This is a genomic window from Phycisphaerales bacterium (assembly GCA_040221175.1).
Classification (GTDB): Bacteria; Planctomycetota; Phycisphaerae; order Phycisphaerales; family UBA1924; genus JAHCJI01.
Map to the genome: position 1 here is coordinate 136,082 of JAVJVK010000004.1, position 17,493 is coordinate 153,574.

Consider the following 17,493-nt stretch of genomic DNA (forward strand, 5'->3'; position numbering starts at 1 on the left):
GCTCAATCACGCCCCGTGTCCGAAAGGTCGCGGGGCGTTTTCTTTCCAGACATCGAGCGATAAGACCCTTCAGTCGCCTTCGAACCGTTCACGGGCCCGGCGTTTGGCCGCGAGCAAGCCACTCTCGGAAGGTTCGTCGCTCTCGGCCTTGGCCGGCTTCGCTGGCTGATCGACCTTCGAGGGCCTGGCTCCGGCTGGTGGCGGTGTTTCCGACGCGGAAGCGGCCGTCCTCTCGGCGCGCGCCCGGAGGATTCGCTGCTGGGCTTCGTGGGCCGACCGCTGCGCATCGGCCTCTGTTGCAGAAACATCAACGTCGGATGGTCGGGTTCGCCGCAGACGATCGTTGGCCTTGGCTCCCGTCTGCGTCCGCAGAGCGCCGATCGATTGGCCCGCGGCCCTACCCTGGCTGCGCAGCGTGGCCGTCGCGCGCAGCCAGTCAGCCCCGAAGGCGCTGCTGAGCAGGCGATCCCACGCCACGCGGCGAGTGCCGATGTCCAGGACCAGCACCACCATCGCCCACCCCAGGGCAATCCTCCACAAGGGCGATCGAGATTCGCTGGGACTCACGTCGGCGCGATCGAACACGCGCTGAGCATCGCTGAAGCTCAATACGCGGCCGCCCGTCGCTTCGGCAATCGCTCGCAACAAGGGGGTATCAGTTGCGAGGCTTCGATACTCACGGCCGCCGGAGATCGGCACGCCCGCGAGCATCGGTGGTAGTGGATTGTTCCCACGTGTTGGTCGGACGACCACCACGTATGAGCCGGGCCCGCCGGTTGGCACGGTTGCTTCGTACGCGCCCGGGCCGACCTGCGCTAGTGAGACTTCGCTCGCCCGTCCCTCTGGGTCGTAGATCGTTGCCTGCGCCGCGATCCCATCGATGGGGACACCATCTTCGTCGTACGCCTCGACCTCAACCGCCAGCCGACCCGAATCGGGACTCACGCTCATGGCCAAGCCTGCATCCTCGGTGTTGCGGCTCATGGCACGCACGAGTTGGCCCCAGAATCGCTCGTAGCCCGACCAAGTCACCCATTGGTTCGCCCACCGATCCGTATCCGACGTAAAGGCAGCTACCTGACCGAGGCCAGCGTTCCAATGCGCAAGCAACGGCTCGCCCTGCCGGGTGACCATAGCCAGCGTGATAGTCGGCTCGTCCTTTGCACGGGTCAGGTTGATGCCCTCGAGCATCGGCGGCGTGTCGAGCCCGGCGGTTGCGGGCGATGGCGATGGCAGCACCACCGGCGTGATCTGCCCTTCGCGGACGAGCGGCGAGCGGGTGACCTGCACCTCACTAAGGAACACCTGCGGCAGCACGTTCGGATTGATGACGTTGTAGAACGTGCCGTCGGCGGCATCAGCCACCTGCTTCATCGTTTCGGTGTCGGCCGCATCGCCCACCGCGATCGTGCTGATCGTGATGTCGCGAGCATGGATCTGCGAGGCGAGCCCCGGCAAGACCTGGGCATCGGTCGAAAGCCCGTCGGTGAGCACGATGATGTGCCGGCTCTTCGCATCGACGCTGGCCACCTGCTCGGCCGCCAATCGCAATGCCGGGCCGACGCGTGTGCCGCCACCAGACGGAATCCCGCGGATCCTCGCCGCGGTGTCTCGAGGATTGGTGTTCGGCCCGATGGGCACGACAAGGTTGGTTGCGTTGTTGAAGGAAATTACCGCGACCTGATCGGTATCGTGCAGATTCAAGACGGCCAGGGACGCTGCCTCGTTGGCGATCTTCTGCTGTGATCGAGCCGAGCCCAGCACGCTGCGCCGCATGCTGCCGGAGTTGTCCAAGACGATGGCGATGGCCACCTCGGGCGTCTGGACTCGCTGGGGCAGGTCCAGGTGCACGGGGAGCAGGGCCTCGACGGACGAACCTCGCCAGCCGCCCGAGCCAAACGATCGCTGACCGCCGATCATGATCAGGCCGCCGCCGAGTTCGGTCACGAACGTTGCGAGGGTGTCCTGCGCATCGACGGGAATCTCATCGGCCCCGACGCCGACGAGAAGGACGAGGTCGTAGGCCTCGAACGCGACCAGATCGGTCGGCACGCCCGCGGGAGATCGGCTCTCTACCGTGAGGCCCAGGCGATTCAGTGTGTCGGCCAACGTCTGGCCCTGGGCGATTCCGTCGCCCCGGATGAGCAGCACAGCACCTTCGCCCGGTGAAATCGTGAACGCCCTGCCCGTGTTGTTCGCAAGCGACGTATCGGCCACCAGTCCGCCACGGCTTTCGGGTTCGAACACGGCTTCGAAGCGATGGATCCGCCCCTCGGGCAAGGGAACCTGAAAGACCTCGACGCTCCGGCCTTCGTCCAGCAAGACACGCCGTTGCTGGCCGGTATCTTGCCCGTTCATCAAGAGCCGCAGGGTGCCAGCTGCTGGCGCCGTCGCGTTCAAGCCCACACGCACGGGCGCCACGCTGCGTCGCGCGGCCCGGGGCGGCGCGTCGACGAACTCGACGACAACCTCACGCTCCACGCGGTATTCGATGGGCAGGACATCGATGGGCAGGCCGCCCCGTGCGCCTTCGCCCACGGCTCGAGCTCGGGCGAGTCGCTCCGCCGCCTCTAACGCATCGCCGGCAGTCTCGTTCCCGTCCGAGATGAGCACGATTCGCCCGGCGGCATCGGTGGGGATCATCGCCGCGGCGGCATTGAGCGCACCGGCGATGTCCGTGCCTTGTTCGCCAAGTTCCGGCAACGCCCGATCGGACACCGGGCCAGCCGTTGGTGACACGACCGGCACCGGTCTCTCGGCGAACGCCAGAACGCCCAGCACGTCTTCGCGTGTGCGGGCCTCACTGGATGCCTCGACAAAAGCCCTGGCGCGAAGCACGGGCGACTGGCCGGGCAGGTCTTCGGCCAGGCCGTAGCGAAGCACCGAGCCCGACACGTCGACGGCCACGACGACGGCCATCCGATCGTTCTCTCGGACGCCGCTGATACCGGCCAGCGCCACGGCAAGCAACGAGAACAAGATGACCCGAGTGATTGCAGCCGTTCCCCGCCGCAACCGCGTCATCGTCCGAAAGGCCGCCAACGCAATCAAGCCCAGGGGAATGGCCGCAACAGCAGCGAGCAACCACCATGCGTTGTCGAACGCGAACTGCCTCACGAGCCGCCGCCACCCGAAGACGAATTCGTTGGTGCGTCTTGCTGCTCACCGAATCGCTCGGCATAGCGCTGGAAGACTCGGCGGATCAGTTCGCTGCGACGCCGGGGAACGCGCTCACGCTCGATGGCCTCTTGTGCCCCGCGGGCCGCTTGGCGAACGTCTTCGGTGACCCTCGGCAAGCCATCACCTGGCGCATCGCGCCCCTCGCCAAACCACTCGGCCACGGTCCGCATTGCCTCATCGCTTCGCTGTTCGCCGGGGGGCAAGTCCATCAGTTCACGCTGCCACGGGTCTGTCTCTGCCGCTGGGTCGCCTTGCTCGCCGCCACCGTCTCCAAGTCGCTGCCCCTCGGAGCCGTCGGGCTGCTCTCCATCGGGCGCCAGGCCCGCTTGTCCATCGGAGGACTGCTGGCCCTGCTGTTCGCGCAACCGGTCGAGCAATTCCCGCTGCTCCTGCGGCGACAACTCGTCGAACGCCTCTCGCGCCCGCCGACGCAACTCCTCGGCTTGTTGCTGCTGCCGCTGGGCGTCGCGCGGCCGATCGGCGAGTTCACGGAGTCGCTCGGAGAGACCTTCGCGCTCGCCGGGTCGAGCTTCACCACCCTGCTGTCCCGGGCGCGTCTCGCCCGACTGCTTCTGGCCGGGCTGCTGTTCGCCGGTCTGTTGCTCAGGCGCCTGCTGTGTCCCCGACTGACGCTCAGCGGACTGATCCGGATCAGCTGATGGCGTCTGTTGAGGCTCGCCCTGCTGCGGATCGGGCTGCTGCTGGCCGGGTTGCTGCCCGGGGGGTTCGCTCGGCTCGGCGCCCGAAGGCTCGGGTTGCTGGCCGGGCGCTTGCCCGGGTTGTTCAGGACTCTCTTCCCGCGGCCCTTCGCCTTGCTGGCCCTCTTGCTGCTGGCCCTCGCTCGGCTGATCGCCCTGTTGGCGTTGCTCTTGATCCGTCGGCGACCGTTCGATCTCATCCGCCTGCTCGCGCATCGCCTCACGGAGCCGCTGCTGCTGCTCTTGCGCGTCTCGCTGCGCCTGCTCGCGCCGCTCAGATTCGGCACCGCCCTCGGCCTGAGGATCTTCGTCCGCCTTTGGCTGACCAGGAGCCTGCTCGCTCGGCCGGCTCGATTCGGTCGATTCCGACTCGGATTGGCCCTGGTTTGGCTCGGCTACCGGTTCCGTGGGCTTCCGCGGCTCGTCCGACTGGCCAGATTCGGGTGGATCAGGCCGCTCAGCGGAACGGTCCTCGGCTGAAGAACCGGTTGACGAATCGGACGATGCATCAGGCGACGGCTCGCGCTCGGCCGGTTCGGCCGGCGGCACGTCGCTCGCCGGGCTGGGCGCGCCTTCTGCTTGCCGCGACTGATCCTCCATTCGATCGGCAAGGTCCCGCAGCCTTTCGGCCGCCTCCTGGCGTTGTGCGGGCGCCAACTCAGGATCGCGTGATCGTTCTCGCAGTTCCTCGGCCGCTTCGGCCGCTCGGTCGAGATCACCCCGCTCGACTGCATCGGCCAGCCTCTCGGCGGCCCCGCGAAACGAATCCTCGTCGAGCCTTTGCGGGTCGGCCGACGGCTCCAGCCTGGAGAGTGCATCGCGAAGAGCTTCGTCCGCCAGTTCGCGACGCTGCGCCTCTTCTTCCATGGCTTCGGCGGCTTCCGTGGTAGCCGCAGCGGCCTCACCGATTGCTTCCAACGGATCGCGCGAACCGCTGGCGAGTTCCTCTTCGATCTCGCGCAGCCGATCGAGTTCCCGTTGCAGGCGATCGTTCACGCCGCCTTGCTCGGGATCTCGCGACTCGGCGGCCTGCTGTTCGATCGCTTTGGCGAGACCCTCGATGCCGCGTTGTGCTCGTTCGACCTCTTGCGGATCGATTCGAGCAACCGACGTCTCGATGGCGGTCGGCTGGCGACCCCACGGAGGGATGAAAACCGCGGCGGCGATCGCGACGGCGACGACCGAGGGCCCGAGGATCGTCACCATCCCCAGCCGCAGCGGAGCAACGTCGGTCGGTCGAACCTCGCCCGCGGCCGCCTCGGCACGAGCGATGGCGAGCGCGGCGAAGCCACGGTCCTGGCTGTCCAGACGGTGGGCGAGCAGGACCGCGTTGGCCATCGCGTCATGGAGGCCCGCGTGTTCGTCTGCCTGAGCAGCGGCTGCCACGATGGATCGATGGCGGGAGAACGCCCAAGCCAGCGACGCCACGATTGCGGCAAGCGCCAACCCGACCACGGCATAGCTGGCCCAAGGCGCGTCCGTGAGCCCACGCGCCACGACGACAAGCACGATCGCGAGGGCTCCGGCAGCGAACAGCCCCCGGCTTGCCCACGAAATTGCATCGGCCAGCCGGTGTCGACGGACGATGAGCCTTGCCAGCCGGAGCGTTCGGGAGGGCGTTGGCAGATTTTGGCGGTCTGGCGTCATGGCCTGCGTGAGAGCCTCGTACAGCCATCTATACGACGGATTGCACGGGCCGGTGCGATGCCGACCGGGACGATCGGGGATCCCTGGACCCCTCCACGGACACCCGCGTGGCTCGCTGAAACCCGCTCTGGTTGGTGGCCAGGACACCGGCGGCGCCGGGCAGCCGCCGCTTAGGGCTGCTGCGGTCAGGCCCTGACCCGGTTCACGTGGCCACCCACGCACCGGGCCCGGCCACCAACCAGAGCGGGAACGAGCGAGCGGATGATACCGGACGCTCGGACCGATAGCAATGCCGTCGCTGGCCGCCCGAGCCACGCCACGGCAACACGGAAGCGTCTGGGAACGTATGGTCGATGGTGGGCATGTCCATTTGGGCACGAGCCATCCAGGCCCGGGGAACGCGATGTCAGCAGGGTTGGACCCCATCGAAAGCCAGCGTCGCCAGCGTTTCCTGCTGGTCACGATCGTTCGCGTCGGGTTCTTTGCACTGTTCCTGACCGTCGCGCTGTTGTTCGTGCTCCGCCCGCCCATTGAGGGCGACCCGGACGAAACTCCCCTGGCCAGCCTGTATTGGTGGGCGACGATGATCGCCGCCGTGGTCATCGCCGGATGTGCGATCGCCATCGACCTCTTGACGCCACGCAAGAAGATCGCCACGCTGGTCAGCGTGTTCGTTGGTCTGGTCCTGGCAACGGTGGCCACGCTCGTGCTCTGGACGGTCATCGACGTCGTGGTCCAGGCCTGGGGCATCGACCTGCCCGAGCTCATGGCCATGGGCAAGATCCTGCTGGGCATCGGCCTTGCCTACCTGGCCATCGTCACCGTGTTCCAGACGCAGGACGATCTCCGGCTCGTCATCCCTTACGTCGAGTTCAGCCGGCAGATCCGCGGCCCCCAACCCTGGCTGCTCGACACCAGCGCCCTCATCGACGGTCGCGTAATTGCGATGGCCGAAACGGGCCTGTTCCAGAGCCGGCTCATCGTCGCCCAGTTCGTGCTCGACGAACTCCAGCGTCTCAGCGACAGCCACGACAAGATGAAGCGGACCAGGGGCCGAGCGGGCTTGGACGCCGTGCGTCGCCTTCAGCGATCCAGCGCCATCGAGGTCAGCGTCGAATCCGTCACTCAGCACGCGCCGGAAGTCGATCAGGCGCTCATCGAGTTTGGCCAGCGCACGCCCGCGACCATCATCACCACCGATAGCGGACTCGAGCGAGCCGCCAACATCCACGGCGTCCGCGTCCTGAACCTGCACACCATCGCCCAGTCCATGCGTTCGAACGTCATGCCGGGCGAGCGGATCGAAGTCCATCTGTTACGCGCCGGCGAGCAGCAAGGCCAGGCAGTGGGCTATCTGGACGACGGAACCATGATTGTGGCCGAGGATGGCGGCGACCTCATTGGCGAACGGGTCATGCTGACAGTCCGCTCAACGCTGCAGACTTCCGCCGGCCGGCTCGTCTTTGCACGTGTCAATGAAGAATCATCTTCGACGGGCGAACCGATCGGGCAGGAAGAATCCACTGCCGACGCTGATCCTGAGCCCGAGCCGACGCCCCCCCAGCCCTCGCGCCGCGTCGGCCCGCCGCCACGAACGCCCGCGCGTCCGCGCACCGGCCGCAATCCGAGACGATGACTCAACAACCGTCCTGGAAGGTCGAGATAAATCTCAAGAAATCAAAGATGTCGAAGATGCCGTCTCCGGTGAAGTCGGCACGCGGGTTGCTCTGCGAGAACAGGATCTGGAAATCGAGGAAGTCGAAGAGGTCCAGCACGCCATCGGCCGTCACGTCGGCGCGGCAGGTGGTGGCAAAGAACGCGCTCGCTTCGAAGTTGGCCGACGCATCGCCGCCGATGGCCGCGGCATTGCTGGAAAACTCCACGCGCAGGCGATACGTCCCGGGCTCAAGGCGTCCCGCCGCGGTCTCTCCCGTCGCGCTGTCGCTCGTCCGTAGCACGATCTCGGACACCCGCTCGCCCGAACTCAGCACGATAACGCCCTCGTCGACGACCAGAAGCCGCAGCGTACCGCTGTTGGCCGCGGCCCCGGATATCTCCGATCTGCCATAGACCGCCGCGAGCGTGAACGGCGTGGAGGCATCCACGTCGATCAGCAGGTTCTCCGTGGCGAACGACGTGGCACGACCGTCGGGCACGCCACCGGTCGTCGCGGTGACGTTGAGTTCTGCATCGACCTCGAAGCTCAAGGGGCCAGTCGGGCCCGAGACGAGATCGACCGACGAGACACTGGCCGGGCTTGCGCCGACCTGGAAGTCCACGTCAAACGGCCGGTACAACTGCTCGAATCGAACCCGCTGCTCACCGTCCGCAAAAGCTGAGGCCGAAGCGGATCGGCCGACGGGGTCGATCGGCTGCTGGCCCAACGCCGATGCGGCCAGCACGAGCCCGACGACCCACGCAAACAACGTCTTCCTGAGAATCATGGCTCTACCTCCCACTAAGCGGCGCTTTCATGCACTCTCACCCCGTATTGTAATCGATCGGCCTCCGATCGTGAAGCAAACCTGCCAAACGAACGCCATTCCCAAATTGATGCTGGCCTGCAGCCTGCCGCTACCGAACCCACCGAAATGCGAACTACGATGCCGGTGGAACAATGGCATCGAACACTCGGGACATCCTGAACGACGTCCGCGGCCTGTTGGGGCGTCTCGACGAGGCAATGGTCGCGGATCGACGACGCCTGCGACGCGAGCTGCGCGCCCTGCGAGACCAACTCGCCCGAGGGCAGAGCGGCCAAGAGACGCCCGGCCTCGTCGCCGCGCTGGGCAATCGGCTCGAAACCTCTATCGATCGCCGGGCCGAGCGTGCCCGCGCCATCCCCACGCCCGACTTCGACCTGGACCTGCCCGTGCTCGAGGCGCGGCCGCAGATCGAAGAAGCCATCCGCGACAACCAGGTGGTGGTCATCTGTGGCGAGACGGGCTCGGGCAAGACCACGCAGCTTCCCAAGATCTGCCTGAACCTGGGCCGCGGCGCGGCCGGACTGATCGGGCACACCCAGCCCCGCCGCATCGCGGCCCGCAGCGTGTCGGCCCGCATCGCCGAGGAACTGAGCGTCGAGTTGGGGGGCCTGATCGGCTACCAGGTTCGCTTCGATGAGCGGCACAGCGAGGACACCGCCGTGAAGGTGATGACCGATGGCGTGCTGCTGGCCGAGACCCAGCGCGACCGCTGGCTGGACAAGTACGACACCATCATCGTCGACGAAGCGCATGAGCGCAGCCTGAACATCGACTTCCTGCTGGGCTATCTCAAGCGGCTCATGCCCAAGCGCCCCGACCTGCGCATCATCGTCACCAGCGCGACCATCGACCCCGAGCGGTTCAGCCGACACTTCGACGACGCGCCGATCCTCGAGGTCTCGGGCCGGACGTATCCGGTCGAGCTGCGATACGAGCCGCCGGGCGTCGACCTAACGGATACCCGCGAGCTGGTGAAGGCCACCGTTGACGCTGTGAACAACGCCTGCCGCGAGGGCCAGGGCGACGTGCTGGTCTTCCTGCCCGGCGAGCGCGAGATCCGCGAGGTCGCCAAGAGCCTGGAGAAGGGAAAGGAAGTCGGTCGCTCGGTGCTGCCGCTCTACTCGCGACTATCGGCAGAAGAACAGAACCGCGTCTTCAAGCCCGGCGGCGGGCGGCGCATCGTCCTGGCGACCAACGTCGCCGAGACCTCGATTACCGTGCCGGGCATCCGCTACGTCGTCGATCCCGGCCTTGCCCGCCTGAACCGCTACAGCCCGCGCACGCGTGTGCAGCGCTTGCCCATCGAAAACATCAGCCGCGCATCCGCCGACCAACGGGCCGGGCGGTGTGGCCGCGTGGGGCCGGGCATCTGCGTGCGCCTGTACGACGAGAACAGCTACGAGAGCCGGCCACGCTTCACCGACCCGGAGATCGTCCGCACGAACCTGGCCGGCGTCATCCTGCAGATGAAGGCCCTGAAGCTGGGCGACATCGAGGACTTTCCGCTGCTCGAGCGTCCGGACCGCCGGGCCGTGCAGGACGGCCTACAGACGCTGCGTGAGCTGAGCGCTATCGACGAGGAGCAGAAGCTCACGAAGATCGGTCGCGAGCTGGCCCGCCTGCCGATCGACCCACGCATCGGCCGCATCCTGATCGCCGCAGCTCGGGAAGACTGCCTGAACGAGGTTCTGGTCATCGCCAGCGCCTTGAGCGTGCAGGACCCGCGCGAGCGCCCCTTCGACAAGCGCGACCAGGCCGACGAGCTGCACGCCGAGTACGACCACCCCGAGAGCGACTTCCTGGCATACTGGAACCTCTGGGAGATCGCCCACGGCGGGCGGCGCAACATCACCACTGGTCGCCTTGGAAACCTCTGCCGCAGCCGCATGCTCAGCTTCACGCGGATGCGCGAGTGGATCGACACGCAGAAGCAGCTCCGCGGGCTGATGGCCGAGCTTGGCTACCACATCAACAGCAAGCCGGCGACCTACAGCGAGATCCACAAGGCGATCCTTGCCGGCTTCCTGGGCGGCATCGGCAAGAAGGGCGACAAGAAGGAGTTCCAGGGCGTTGGCCAGAGCTTCGTGATCCACCCGAGCAGCTCCATCCTCGAGGGCGCTAAGCGGAAGGATGCGCCAGCCCTCGACTGGATCGTGTCGGCCGAACTCGTGCGCACCACCAAGCTCTTCGCCCGCACGTGTGCGCGCGTTCGGCCGACGTGGATCGAGCAGGTCGCCGGCGACCTCTGCAAACGAACCTACGAGAACCCCCACTTCCGCGCTGGAAGCGGCAAGGTCTACGCGTTCGAGCGTGTCTCGCTGTTCGGACTCGAGATCATCGCCAAGCGCCGCGTCGACTACGGCCGCGTGAACCCTGCCGAGGCGCGGGAGCTGTTCATCCATCATGGGCTGGTGGACGGCCAGCTCAAGACCGACGCCAAGGCCCTCGAGGCAAACAAGCAACTCCAGGACGAGCTACGCACGCTCGAGGACAAGGCCCGCAGGCGGGATCTGGTCGCCGACATCCAGCGACGCTTCGCGTTCTACGAGAAGCGACTGCCCGACAACGTGTGGACCGCCGAACGCTTCGAGACCTGGCGCAGGCAGATCGAGAAGGAAGAGCCCGGCCGCCTGGAGATGACCACCGGCGACCTGCTGCTCAATGACGCCTCGGCCATCACGCCGCAGAAGTACCCCGATAAGGTCGATGTCAGTGGCACGCGCCTGCCGCTGACCTATCGCTTCGAGCCCGGCGAGGCCGACGACGGCGTGACGGTGAACGTACCGATCGAGGCCCTCGGCCGGCTGCGCACGAGCGACCTGGACTGGATGGTGCCGGGCTTGCTGGCCGAGCGGGCCCAGGCGATGCTGAGAGCGCTGCCCAAGGCCGTGCGGCGGAACATCGACGCGAAGGTCGTGGCTCAGGAATTTGCCGAGGCAAACAGCCAGACCAAGGACCAGGCCGACGCGCCAACGCTGGCCGAGGCGCTCGCGCTGCACGTGGCGAAGCTCACCGGCGTAGACGTGAACGCCGACGAACTTGCCGCGGCCCCGGTGCCCGAGCACACCCGGCCCAACATCCGCGTCATCGACGGCAAGGGCCATGAGCTTGCGCAAAGCCGCGACCTGATGGGCCTGAAGGCCCGCCTGTCCAACCGCCTGCGCGACGCGCTGCTGAAGGCCGACCGCCGCTGGCCCGACCGCCGCGGCATCACGTCGTGGGACTTTGGTCGCCTACCCGAGCAACTCGAGATCCGTCGACCCGGCGTGCACGTCGTCGCCTACCCGGCCATCGTCGACATGGGCGACTCGGTGCGCACCGCCATGCTCGAGCGCCCCGAGGCGGCCGAGGCGGTCAACCGGCGCGGAGTGCGCCGGCTGATGATGCTCGCCGCCCGCCGCGCCCTGAAGCAGCACGTGGAGAAGCTGCCGGCGATGGACGGCTTGCTGGCAACCTACGCCGTGTTGGGCGCGTCCGACCAGCTCCGAAGCGACCTGCTCGCGCTCGTCGCCGAGATGGCGTTCATGGAAGGCAAGTCCCTGCCACGCACCAAGGACGAGATGGACGCGGCGATCGAAGAGGGGCTGGAGGGCCTGGGCCAGGCCGCCGACAGGGCGGTGAAGCTCGCCGACGAGATCCTGGCCCGGGCCGTGCGATTGCGAGCGCGCACCGAGGCGGACATCCCCCCGCCCCAGCGGGCCGCTGCCGCAGACGTCGCCGAGCACGTGCACGCCCTCACGCCCGGCGGGTTCCTTTCTCGAACGCCGCCGGCGTGGCTTGCGCGCCTGCCCAGGTACCTCGACGCCGACCGCCTGCGGCTGGATAAGCTCCGCGGGACGGCGATCGACCGCGACCACCGGGCCATGCAAAGCATTGCCCACCACGAGGCCCGCCGCCGACGCGTGCTTGCGCTTGGCGCCGACGCCGCACAGGAAGCCATGGACCGCTGCCCGGCGCTGGCCGAGTACCGCTGGATGTGCGAGGAGCTGCGCGTGGCGACGTACGCCCAGGAGCTCGGCGTGGCGGTGCCGGTGAGCGACGCCAGGCTCGAATCGCTGTGGCGGCGCGTGCTCGAGGACGCCGCGGGCGTGGCGCCAGAGTTGGCAACGGTGGCGTAGGGTCAAACGGGAGGCGTTGCCCATGGGCCTGGGGCTCGACACGCTCGCTCGCATTTCGCGCTGCCCGCGCTGCGGCTACGACCTGACCGGCCTGGGCCAGGTCGATCCGTGCCCCGAGTGCGGCGCCGACGCCGACGCGCGCCGGGAGATGCGAGACAAGCGCGAGCGGCGCCTGGCGTTCCTGCATTCCTACTGGGCCCTGGCCATCCTCTCGGCCCTGCCGCTGCTGGCGCTGGGCGTAAACGCCATCGCCGCCACGCTCTGGCAAAACGCCCTGCCCTGGCAGCCCGGCTACCACGCCCACGTGGAGAGCAACGACTTCCTGCTGCTGGACGTCTCGGCCGGCCTGACCATCCTGGGCTTCCTGGGCTCGGTGGTGCTGTGGCCCTTCCTGGTGCTGCTGCTGGCCTACACGCTCTGGTCGCGCTGGTGCGATCGCCACCACCGGGCCACGCCCTGGTGGCTCTGGCTGCTCATGCCCGGGCCCATCCTGCTGCCGTTCGCCATGTGGTGGGCCATCGGCTGGCTGCTGGTCTTCCCAGATTAACGGCGTCGCCCCGAACCGCAACGCGGCGGGCCGATTTCTCGTAGCCCACGATGCAAGGATCCTTCGCCCGGCCCGACCCAACCTGCGCGACACGAAACCGACCACCAACCAGACCCCCGAAAGGACGCACCATGACCCGGACCCCCTTCACCCCCGCGATCCCCACTGCTGCCCTGCTCGCCGCCTGCGCCGCCCCGGCCCTGGCCCAGATGCCCGCTCCGGGCTGGGAGGCCGAGTTGAGCATGATCTCCCACCTGGTCTCGGGCACGGTGGTCGTGGTCGACGAGGACACGATCCGCATCGACAACTTCACCTTCGACGGCCGGGGCCTGGACGTCCGCGTCTACCTGGGCGTCGACGAGAGCAGCTTCGCCAGCGGCATCGCCGTGGGCCCGCAACTCGTTGGCATGCCCTTCAGGGGCGAGAGCCTGGTCATCGACCTGCCCGCGGGCGAGACCATCGACGGCTGGCACGCCGTCAGCATCTGGTGCGTGGACATCCCCGTCAGCTTCGGCCAGGGCACGTTCATGGCCCCGCCCTGCCGGGCCGACATGGACGGCGACGGCGAGCTGACCATCTTCGATTTCCTCGCGTTCCAGAACGCCTTCGACGCCGGCGACGCCATGGCCGACTTCGACGGCGATGGCGAACTCACGATCTTCGACTTCCTGGCGTTCCAGAACGAGTTCGACGCGGGCTGCTGAAGGGAGGTTCGCCTTGCCGGGCGGAGCCCGGTCTGCGCCCTACTCGTACACCGACGCGCACCGCTCGATCCGAGCCCCCGCGGCGTCGCACACCGCGAAGCGGCCGCCGGGCATGATCGAAGCCGAGCCGAACGCTCCGTCCTTGCGCACGGCGTAGAGCTTGACGTCGAAGTTCACGCGCCCATCCTCACCACGCAGCCGCTTCTCCTTCGTCCGTCGCACGATGTCGCCGGCGACCTCCAGGCAGGCCTCGGTGGGCGAGAGCCCGCGCTCCATGGCGCGGACGATGCTGAAGCCCCCGCAGTTGAGGATCACCGCCTCACCCCGCCCCGTCGCGCCCGCGGAGCCGACCTCGTTGTCGCAGTACATGCCCGCCCCGGTGATGGGCGAGTCGCCCACGCGGCCGGGGATCTTCCACGAGAGCCCGCTCGTCGTCGTGCAACTCGCCACGTCGCCCCGGGCGTCGACGGCGCAGCAGTTGATGGTGCCGGTGGTGTAGGGCACGCCATTGCGCCAGCGGACGTCGTGGTCGGCGGCGAGCTTCTTGAGTTCGTCGCCGATCTCGTTCTTGCCGATCGGGCCACGCCCTCGATTCATCGGGTCACGCGGGTCCCAATCGAGTTGATCGTCGTCCAGCCAGTCGTCGCGGTCGTTCAGGTTGGCCTTCCACCGCATCCACAGGGCGCGCGTGCGGTCGGTCATGAGGTCCTCTTCCTTGAAGCCGTGGGCAAGCGCGAACTTCCTGGCCCCCTCGCCGACGATCAGGCAGTGGTCGGTGCGCTTCAGGACCAGCAGCGCGACGGCGGCGGGGTTGCGGATGCCCTCGATGCACGCGACGGCGCCGCTCTTGTGCGTGGGCCCGTGCATGACCGACGCGTCGAGCTGGATGACGCCCTCTTCGTTGGGCAGCCCGCCGTAGCCCACGCTCAAATCATCGGGATCATCCTCGACCAGCGTCACGCCGGCAACAACGGCGTCGGCCGGGTCGGCGCCCTCACCGAGCATGGCGTACGCCCGCTCGACCGCCCCCAGCCCGTTCGCGCTGGCGATGACAACAGGCCCGCCACCCCCACCGTCCTGACGCGGCCGTGGCCCCCCCGCCATCACCCGCCCGGGCAGCCCCAGGCCGATGGACGCCCCGGCCAACCCGGCCGCCCCAAGCCCGCCAAGAGCAACCCCGCCCGAGAGCACGTCACGCCGTGAGATGGTCATGGTCCAGCGTAGCCGGGGGTGCGGGCGACGGCCGCCGGCGGGGAGAGGCCGGGGGTCGGGGAGATTCTCGGGCGTGCGGAGAGGAGCTCCAAGCGCGTCGGGAGGAGCTCCTGCAGCGTCAAGAGGAGTTCCTGACGCGTCGGGAGGAGCTCCTGCAGCGCCAAGAGGAGTTCCTGACGCGTTAAGAGGAGTTCTTGCAGCGTCGGGAGGAGCTCTTGCAGCGTCAAGAGGAGCTCTCGCAGCGTCAAGACGAGTTCTTGACGCGTCGGGAGGAGTTCTTGACGCGTCAAGAACTCTTCCGACTCGTGCAAGAACTCCTCCGACTCGTGCAGGAACTCTTCTCGGGGGCGCCAGGGCGGTTTCTCTATCGGACCGGGCCTTCTCGGACGGTGGCCCGAGGAGCGCCGGGCATCGCCATGCGATCGAGCGCGCCGGCCCCCGGCCCGAGCGCCGAAGGCCCGAAAACGATCTTGGTCGGACGGGCGGCTTGCGGTACACTGGCGCGAACGAAGGAGCATCCCATGCGAGCGAATGCCAACCACGACCCGATCGCCCCCGGCCGGCTGACCACCACCACCCTCGTCGCCGCCGCGGGCCTGGCCCTGACGGTTGCGGTCGCGCCCGCGCGGGCCCAGGGGCCGCTGGGCGAGCCCTTCCCGGCGGTGCTCAACGCGGGCCAGATCCGAGGCGGCATCGGTTTCACGCTCGTGGGCGACGGCGGCGGCAGCATCTCCAGGATGGCCGGCGACGTCAACGGCGACGGGATCGAGGACGTCATCGTCGGCCTCCCATACGCCGACCCATCGGGCATCGATCGGGCCGGGGCGGCGGCGGTGGTGTTCGGCCGGGCCGATGGCTTCCCCGACGTGGTCTCGCTGGACGACCTGGACGGCGTCAACGGGTTCCGCATCGAGAACACGGTCGAGGATCAGGGCCTGGGCTACACCGTGACGGGCGTCGGGGACATCAACGGCGACGGGATCGACGACGTGGCCGTGGGCGCGGTGGGAAACTCGCCGTACACCTCCGATCCGGTCGGCGGGGTCGTCTACGTCGTGTTCGGTCGCCGCGATGGCTTCGCGCCCACGCTCAGCGTCGCCGACATCGACGGCTCGAACGGCTTCCGCTTCGAGGGCGGCCCGGTGCGCGACGGGACGGGCGGGAACCTCTCGTCGGCGGACGTCAATGGCGATGGGCTGGACGACCTGCTGCTCGGCACGTCGGTCGGCCAGAGCGTCGTGCTGGGCAGCCGTGACGGCTTCGCCGCGTCGATCTCTGTTGCGGACCTCGACGGCGACACCGGCTTCGTGATCACGCGCACCTCCGCGTTGCGAGGCGCGGGCGACGTCAACAACGATGGCGTCGAGGACCTGATCGGGCTCGGATTCTCCGAGCGGCTCCGCGTCGTCTTCGGCCGCGACGCGTTTCCGGCCTCATCGAACGTGGACGACCTGATCGCCGGTGGCGGCGGCTTCCGTATCGCGCACACCGGGCTGACGGGCTTCGCCGACCTGGGCTACGATCAGGTTGGCGTGGGCGACGTCAATGGCGACGGCGTTGGCGACCTGGCCATCGGCATCCCCAACGCGGGCGTCGACGGCGGCTACGGGTTCGGGACCGGGCAGACCTACGTGCTCTTCGGGCGCCGAGACGGCTTCGGCGAGGAAGTCGACCTCAACGGACTCCCCGCGAGCGAGGGCTTTCGCGCCGATGGCCAGGCGCTGCACGCCCAGAGCGGGCGGTTCGTCGGGCCGGCGGGCGACCTCAACGGCGACGGCTTCGACGACGTCGTCATCGGCGCGCCGTACCACGGCTCGAGGCTCGATTCGTACGGCTACCTCGATCGCGGCCGCGGCGCGGCGTACGTCGTGTTCGGCGGGACGGACACGCCGGCGGTCGTCGATCTGGGCCGTGTCGACGGCGAGCAGGCGATGCGCATCGATGGCGAATCCGGTTTCGCGGGCTTCGGCTGGAACGTCCATGGCGGCGGCGACGTGAACGGTGACGGCGTCGACGACGCGTTGTTCAACGGAGCGTACGTGCTCTATGGCCGGGCCCTGGGCTGCGCGGCCGACCTCGACGGCGACGGCGAGCTCACGCTCTTCGACTTCCTGGCGTTCCAGAACCTCTTCGACGCGGGCGACCCGCTGGCCGACTTCGACGGCGACGGCGAGCTGACGATCTTCGACTTCCTTGCCTTCCAGAACGCCTTCGACGCGGGCTGCTGAGCCCTCGCCTTGCCGGGGCCGGGCGGCGCGGCCGCCACCCGGGGCTCAGCCGCCCAGCACCCGGTAGCGCAGCCGCAGCGCGTCGCCGTTGATCGGCGTGGACTCGATCAGCCCGAGCATGGCCATGTCCAGCGGCCCGCCGAACAACGGCACGCCCGCGCCGAAGGCCACAGGCTGGAGGTCGAGCACGATCTCGTCGGCCAGCCCCTCGCGCATGAACGCGTGGTAGACCGAGCGCCCGCCCCCGACGATCGCCTCCGGCGCGCCGGTTCCTTCGAGCATGGCCAGGGCCGCGGCGGGCGATTTCGTGTGCCGCCAGCCGTCGCCCGCGAAGTCGATGTCCTTCGAGGAAAGCACGATCTTGTGCTCGGGCTTCAGGATGTTGCCCATCTCCTGGCCGCGGAGCTGCTCGACCGACGTTCGGCCGGCAATGCACGTGCCGACCCGGTTGACCAGGGCGCACCAGTCCTCCCAGGCCGTGGGCGGGAACATGGGGATGCCGTCCTGGTTGGCGATGAAGCCGTCGATGGAGACCGAGGCGAAGAGCGTTGTTTTCATCGAGAATCTCCGTCGTGGGATGTTGGGCTGGCCATCGAGCCGGATTCGGGACCAGTCTATTGCACGGCCGGGCCGGGCCGGGCGGGGCCGGGCCGAGCCGAGCCGCGAACCCTGA

The 17,493-nt window shown here is 68.2% G+C and carries 11 protein-coding genes; 5 read left to right on the forward strand and 6 right to left on the reverse strand.

What is annotated here, in order from left to right; translation table 11 throughout:
* Positions 1-69: 69 nt before the first annotated feature.
* Both RIE32_02740 and RIE32_02745 read right to left on the reverse strand, forming a co-directional pair.
* Positions 70-3,117, reverse strand: a complete 3,048-nt coding sequence (locus RIE32_02740) for a VWA domain-containing protein (GenBank protein MEQ9095161.1) — start codon at positions 3,115-3,117, stop codon at positions 70-72.
* Positions 3,114-5,264: a hypothetical protein gene (locus RIE32_02745; protein ID MEQ9095162.1), complete on the reverse strand. Its 2,151-nt coding sequence runs from the start codon at positions 5,262-5,264 to the stop codon at positions 3,114-3,116. Before RIE32_02745 ends, RIE32_02740 begins: the two co-directional genes overlap by 4 nt.
* 664 nt (positions 5,265-5,928) lie before the next feature.
* On the opposite strand from RIE32_02745, the gene RIE32_02750 reads away from it, so the two are divergent.
* Positions 5,929-7,161 (forward strand): hypothetical protein, encoded by a 1,233-nt coding sequence (locus tag RIE32_02750; GenBank protein ID MEQ9095163.1) that lies wholly within the window; start codon positions 5,929-5,931, stop codon positions 7,159-7,161.
* A 1-nt stretch (position 7,162) separates the two neighbouring features.
* Here RIE32_02750 and RIE32_02755 read toward each other — a convergent pair whose 3' ends face one another.
* Positions 7,163-7,969 (reverse strand): GC-type dockerin domain-anchored protein, encoded by an 807-nt coding sequence (locus tag RIE32_02755; protein MEQ9095164.1) that lies wholly within the window; start codon positions 7,967-7,969, stop codon positions 7,163-7,165.
* Between the two features lie 173 nt (positions 7,970-8,142).
* On the opposite strand from RIE32_02755, the gene hrpA reads away from it, so the two are divergent.
* The 3 genes from hrpA (at position 8,143) to RIE32_02770 (ending at position 13,380) form a co-directional block, all read left to right on the forward strand.
* On the forward strand, positions 8,143-12,129 hold the full coding sequence (hrpA, locus tag RIE32_02760) for an ATP-dependent RNA helicase HrpA (protein ID MEQ9095165.1): 3,987 nt from the start codon (positions 8,143-8,145) through the stop codon (positions 12,127-12,129).
* A gap of 22 nt (positions 12,130-12,151) precedes the next feature.
* Positions 12,152-12,676, forward strand: a complete 525-nt coding sequence (locus tag RIE32_02765) for a hypothetical protein (protein MEQ9095166.1) — start codon at positions 12,152-12,154, stop codon at positions 12,674-12,676.
* Positions 12,677-12,807: 131 nt separating this feature from the next.
* Positions 12,808-13,380: a DM13 domain-containing protein gene (locus RIE32_02770; GenBank protein MEQ9095167.1), complete on the forward strand. Its 573-nt coding sequence runs from the start codon at positions 12,808-12,810 to the stop codon at positions 13,378-13,380.
* A 39-nt stretch (positions 13,381-13,419) separates the two neighbouring features.
* Here the strand turns inward: RIE32_02770 and RIE32_02775 are convergent, their stop codons facing one another.
* A complete protein-coding gene (locus RIE32_02775; GenBank protein MEQ9095168.1) occupies positions 13,420-14,592 on the reverse strand; it encodes a N(4)-(beta-N-acetylglucosaminyl)-L-asparaginase in 1,173 nt (390 codons plus the stop codon).
* A complete protein-coding gene (locus RIE32_02780; GenBank protein MEQ9095169.1) occupies positions 14,589-14,903 on the reverse strand; it encodes a hypothetical protein in 315 nt (104 codons plus the stop codon). Before RIE32_02780 ends, RIE32_02775 begins: the two co-directional genes overlap by 4 nt.
* A gap of 210 nt (positions 14,904-15,113) precedes the next feature.
* On the opposite strand from RIE32_02780, the gene RIE32_02785 reads away from it, so the two are divergent.
* The gene (locus RIE32_02785; protein MEQ9095170.1) at positions 15,114-16,820 is read left to right on the forward strand and encodes an integrin alpha; all 1,707 of its coding nucleotides are present in this window, start codon (positions 15,114-15,116) and stop codon (positions 16,818-16,820) included.
* A 45-nt stretch (positions 16,821-16,865) separates the two neighbouring features.
* Here the strand turns inward: RIE32_02785 and RIE32_02790 are convergent, their stop codons facing one another.
* On the reverse strand, positions 16,866-17,378 hold the full coding sequence (locus RIE32_02790; protein ID MEQ9095171.1) for a dihydrofolate reductase family protein: 513 nt from the start codon (positions 17,376-17,378) through the stop codon (positions 16,866-16,868).
* Positions 17,379-17,493 lie beyond the last annotated feature (115 nt).

Bases quoted from the DNA above. Each gene is read 5' to 3' on its own strand.
- RIE32_02750 (MEQ9095163.1), top strand. From the start codon at position 5,929: ATGTCAGCAGGGTTGGACCCCATCGAAAGCCAGCGTCGCCAGCGTTTC.
- RIE32_02755 (MEQ9095164.1), bottom strand. From the start codon at position 7,969: ATGATTCTCAGGAAGACGTTGTTTGCGTGGGTCGTCGGGCTCGTGCTG.
- hrpA (MEQ9095165.1), top strand. From the start codon at position 8,143: ATGGCATCGAACACTCGGGACATCCTGAACGACGTCCGCGGCCTGTTG.
- RIE32_02765 (MEQ9095166.1), top strand. From the start codon at position 12,152: ATGGGCCTGGGGCTCGACACGCTCGCTCGCATTTCGCGCTGCCCGCGC.
- RIE32_02770 (MEQ9095167.1), top strand. From the start codon at position 12,808: ATGACCCGGACCCCCTTCACCCCCGCGATCCCCACTGCTGCCCTGCTC.
- RIE32_02775 (MEQ9095168.1), bottom strand. From the start codon at position 14,592: ATGACCATCTCACGGCGTGACGTGCTCTCGGGCGGGGTTGCTCTTGGC.
- RIE32_02785 (MEQ9095170.1), top strand. From the start codon at position 15,114: ATGCGAGCGAATGCCAACCACGACCCGATCGCCCCCGGCCGGCTGACC.
- RIE32_02790 (MEQ9095171.1), bottom strand. From the start codon at position 17,378: ATGAAAACAACGCTCTTCGCCTCGGTCTCCATCGACGGCTTCATCGCC.